We start from the raw sequence: 3,538 nt of genomic DNA on the forward strand, positions 1-3,538 counted from the left end.
TTTCAACTTTTAAATAACAACGGTTTAGCTATTTTCAATCTAATTTATATTTTTTGTGCACAGAACCTAATAAATTTCTAATAAATTACTTATTAAAATTATTATATCAATAAGAATTTCTTAATATTTATTTCATTGTTGAAATGAAAGTCCAGATTTTTTTAAAAATATTTATATTATTATTTTTAAATTTTTAGAAATTATTTTTAAATTATTCAAAAATTTTTTCTAAATGAAAAAGTTAGTTTTCTAGAATATTAAGCTTCGATAAAGGGTTATTTTTTTAGTTTTTGTAATATAGATAATAATTGTTATCATTTATATCAGCATTTAAATGAATGCTGTGTAGTTTAAACGATGAGGGATTGATTATGAAGTTACGATTAAAAAAATAACGGTATTGACCGGCTTAGTATTGTTATCAAGTTCGCAGGCATATTCTCATGGATATGTAAAAACGCCTTCATCTAGGGGGCTGTTTTGTGCAAATGGAGATAATAAAAATTGTGTATCTGTACAATATGAGCCACAATCAATAGAAGCAGGAGATGGATTGTTTGAATCTGGTAGAATAGATGAAGAGATCGGGAATGCTGGGTTAAGTAAATGGGAAAACTTAAATGATCAGAGTGAAAGTAGATGGACAAAAACATATATAAGATCTGGACAACCATTGGATATTACCTGGTATTTTACTGCAAATCATAGTTCAAGATCATTTGAGTTTTATATTACTAAACCAAGCTGGGATGTAAATACTAAACCGAAGTTCTCAGATTTTGAGAAACTAAATTGTTACAACCCTCAACCATACTGGCAAGTACCTGATAGACCTAATAGAGAAGGCTTAACATTTACGTGTACTATTCCAGGTGGAAGAGCAGGTCCTGCACTTATAGCATCTGTTTGGGATGTGGCTGATACTGCGGCAAGCTTCTATAATTTAGTAGATGTGTATTTTACAGATGATCCTAATCTAGCAGGCAAAGTTAGACCTACTACTGAAGATTCTAATGGAGGAACTCCTGATTCTGATGCAATTCCTGCTTGGGATACTAATGCTGTATATGCTGAATCTGGCCAAGAGGTTCACTATGAAGGTAAAATTTATAGAAATAAATGGTGGACGAGAGGAAATATTCCTGGTAATAATAATGTTTGGGAGTATGTAGGTGAATATGAAGGAGATACTGGTGGACCAGGAGACAGCCCTACAACACCAACAGATCGTCATCCAGAATTTATGACTAGCTTTAGTGTTAATCCAGAAGATATTAAAGCTGGTGATGAAATAAGCTTACAGGTTAGTGATTCTACAACTTCTCAATTAATAGAGTATGAATTACTTACAGTACCTAATAATTTCACATATGGAAGTTTGTTACAATCTTTAGCTGATAGAATTAATGAGGTAAGTAATCAAGAACTTAATGATTCTATTATTGCAGGATCAAAAGATGCAAGTGGAGTAGTTAGCCCTAGTACTACTGAGCTGAATGTATATCAAACTGCTGATAAAAACTATAATACTATAAGTATTAAGTATGATCCTTTAGTAGATACTGCGCCAACACCAACTCCAACACCAACACCAACTCCAACAGTACCAGCGTATGTTGCTGGTAATAATTATAAAAAGAATGATAAACTTATGGTAGGTAGTACAGTATATCAATGTTATAGAAGTAGATTGTGTAAAAGTAATACATTTAGACCAGGTGGGACATTGGGAGCTTTGGCTTGGAAAAAATTATAAAACTATATCATATCTTTTAAATTAATATTTCTAATTTGGTTTTTCTTTATATATTTGCTTACCAAAATCTATATAACCTGTGTTTAATAATCTTTTATATAAGCTGTTATAAGGTATTCAAAAATTTATTTCTAGTGTAAATATATTTCGTGCTTAGAAAATATTTCTTAAAGAAAATTCATTGTAATAGATTTGTATAATTTATAGAGCTATATCTTACTTTTATTATATTAGCTAATATATTGATCCTCATTAGGGTTATCTCGGACAACAATATTATTATACATTACAAAAGATGGCTGTTGCTCTTTGCTGTTTTGTTTACTTATGTTTTGAGCTTCAACCTGAAGATTACTGACTTCTTGCTGGAGAGATTTAATAATTGAATTTACTGATTTATTGGAGTTTATATTGCTTTTTGCATATATTGGTATGCTTAGAAATATAAATAAGGTAACTATAAGTATTTTGGTAATTCTCAACATAATCTATAATAGTGTCTTCACTATATTATAATATTACTATCTTGAGGATTTAACGCAAGTAAACAAGATAGAGAAGGAAAATTAAGGCTATATAAGTAAGCGGAAAAGCAGCTCTTGAAAAAATATCTACATTTCTAGCTAATGATTGTTTATTGGTTTTAACAAGCCAATATACTATTAGACTTTCTAATACGGTAGAAAATAGTATAGAGAAAGATAATAATAAAAAACCATCAGTAAAAGTAAGATAGTCAATATCAGGCATTTCTCCTTCAACTAAGAATTGATAAGCGATTACAGAAAGTATGCCAATAAAAGAAATATTCAATCTATCTGATAAGGCTTTTGTATCTATCCAAAAAACTGCCCACATTGCTAATACTAATAGAGATAATGGGATTAGTACTTTTAATAAAATGTTTACAGGTTTTCTTTCTAATGAAATATTAAATGCAAGCATGGAGATTTTACTTGGTTTTCCATAGTACTGTTTTATAGGAGTGCCACTTTCGAGATTAAAATTTATAAGCTGCCATTCTGCAATGTTAACATTTGGATGATCTTTAATATAATCTTTAACAGTAACTTTATAATCAGGGTCTACTTTTAGTTGCACTTCATTAGCATTGTAACCAAATGGTATAATATAAGCGCTAAGTTTTTGCCTATCAAAGGGAAACTTTCTAAGCTGCATAGGCGTTTCTAAAGCTAGAGTTCTTTGTTCTGTATAAACCACATCACCATTTGGATAAACCCTAAGTTGTCTTGATTTGATTTGAGGGCTTCCTATTTCATTTATTATAGATATCTGTGGTCTCCATCCTTCAAAGATTTCATCATACTGAAAGTTCCCTTGGTAATTTTTATATTCTTCTCCTTCTTTTTTTGAGTCAAATGCTAATCTAGAGTCATGCCATTTAAACTTGAAGATAGCATCAATTTGAATTTGTTCATTTACCTCATCAAGATTTTGAATATCAGTAATAAATGCTGTCACATATACAATCGTTGGTTTTTTTGGAGGGGTGCTAGCGTAGCAATAAGTATTTATAGTTATTAGCAAAAAAAATAATGTTAAGATTTTGATAGAGTTTAGCACGTATAATTTCACCCTGGAGACTATGCATAACTTTATTATACTTAATTTAAGTTTTTATATCTTCTGTAGATGATCATAATTTAAGGTTTTTTATAAAGCAAATTGCTGATCTAAATACTTAAATTAACCTCAGTTCGATAATTAGTTCATGTCTAAATATTTATAATTATTGATTTTAATTGGAGAAATAATAAACTG

Annotated in this window: 3 protein-coding genes; 1 reads left to right on the forward strand and 2 read right to left on the reverse strand. The window is 29.7% G+C overall.

Translation table 11 applies throughout. The annotated features are described in order from the left end of the window. Positions 1-415 precede the first annotated feature (415 nt). Complete coding sequence (locus tag AB8E56_RS11290) at positions 416-1,756, forward strand: lytic polysaccharide monooxygenase (RefSeq protein ID WP_329481168.1); 1,341 nt, start codon at positions 416-418, stop codon at positions 1,754-1,756. 230 nt (positions 1,757-1,986) lie between these two features. Here the strand turns inward: AB8E56_RS11290 and AB8E56_RS11295 are convergent, their stop codons facing one another. Next, positions 1,987-2,241, reverse strand: a complete 255-nt coding sequence (locus AB8E56_RS11295; protein ID WP_329481170.1) for a hypothetical protein — start codon at positions 2,239-2,241, stop codon at positions 1,987-1,989. Positions 2,242-2,290: 49 nt separating this feature from the next. Beyond that, on the reverse strand, positions 2,291-3,304 hold the full coding sequence (locus AB8E56_RS11300) for a ligand-gated ion channel (protein WP_329481172.1): 1,014 nt from the start codon (positions 3,302-3,304) through the stop codon (positions 2,291-2,293). Between the last annotated feature and the right edge of the window lie 234 nt (positions 3,305-3,538).

This window comes from Francisella sp. 19X1-34, assembly GCF_041102755.1.
GTDB lineage: Bacteria > Pseudomonadota > Gammaproteobacteria > Francisellales > Francisellaceae > Francisella.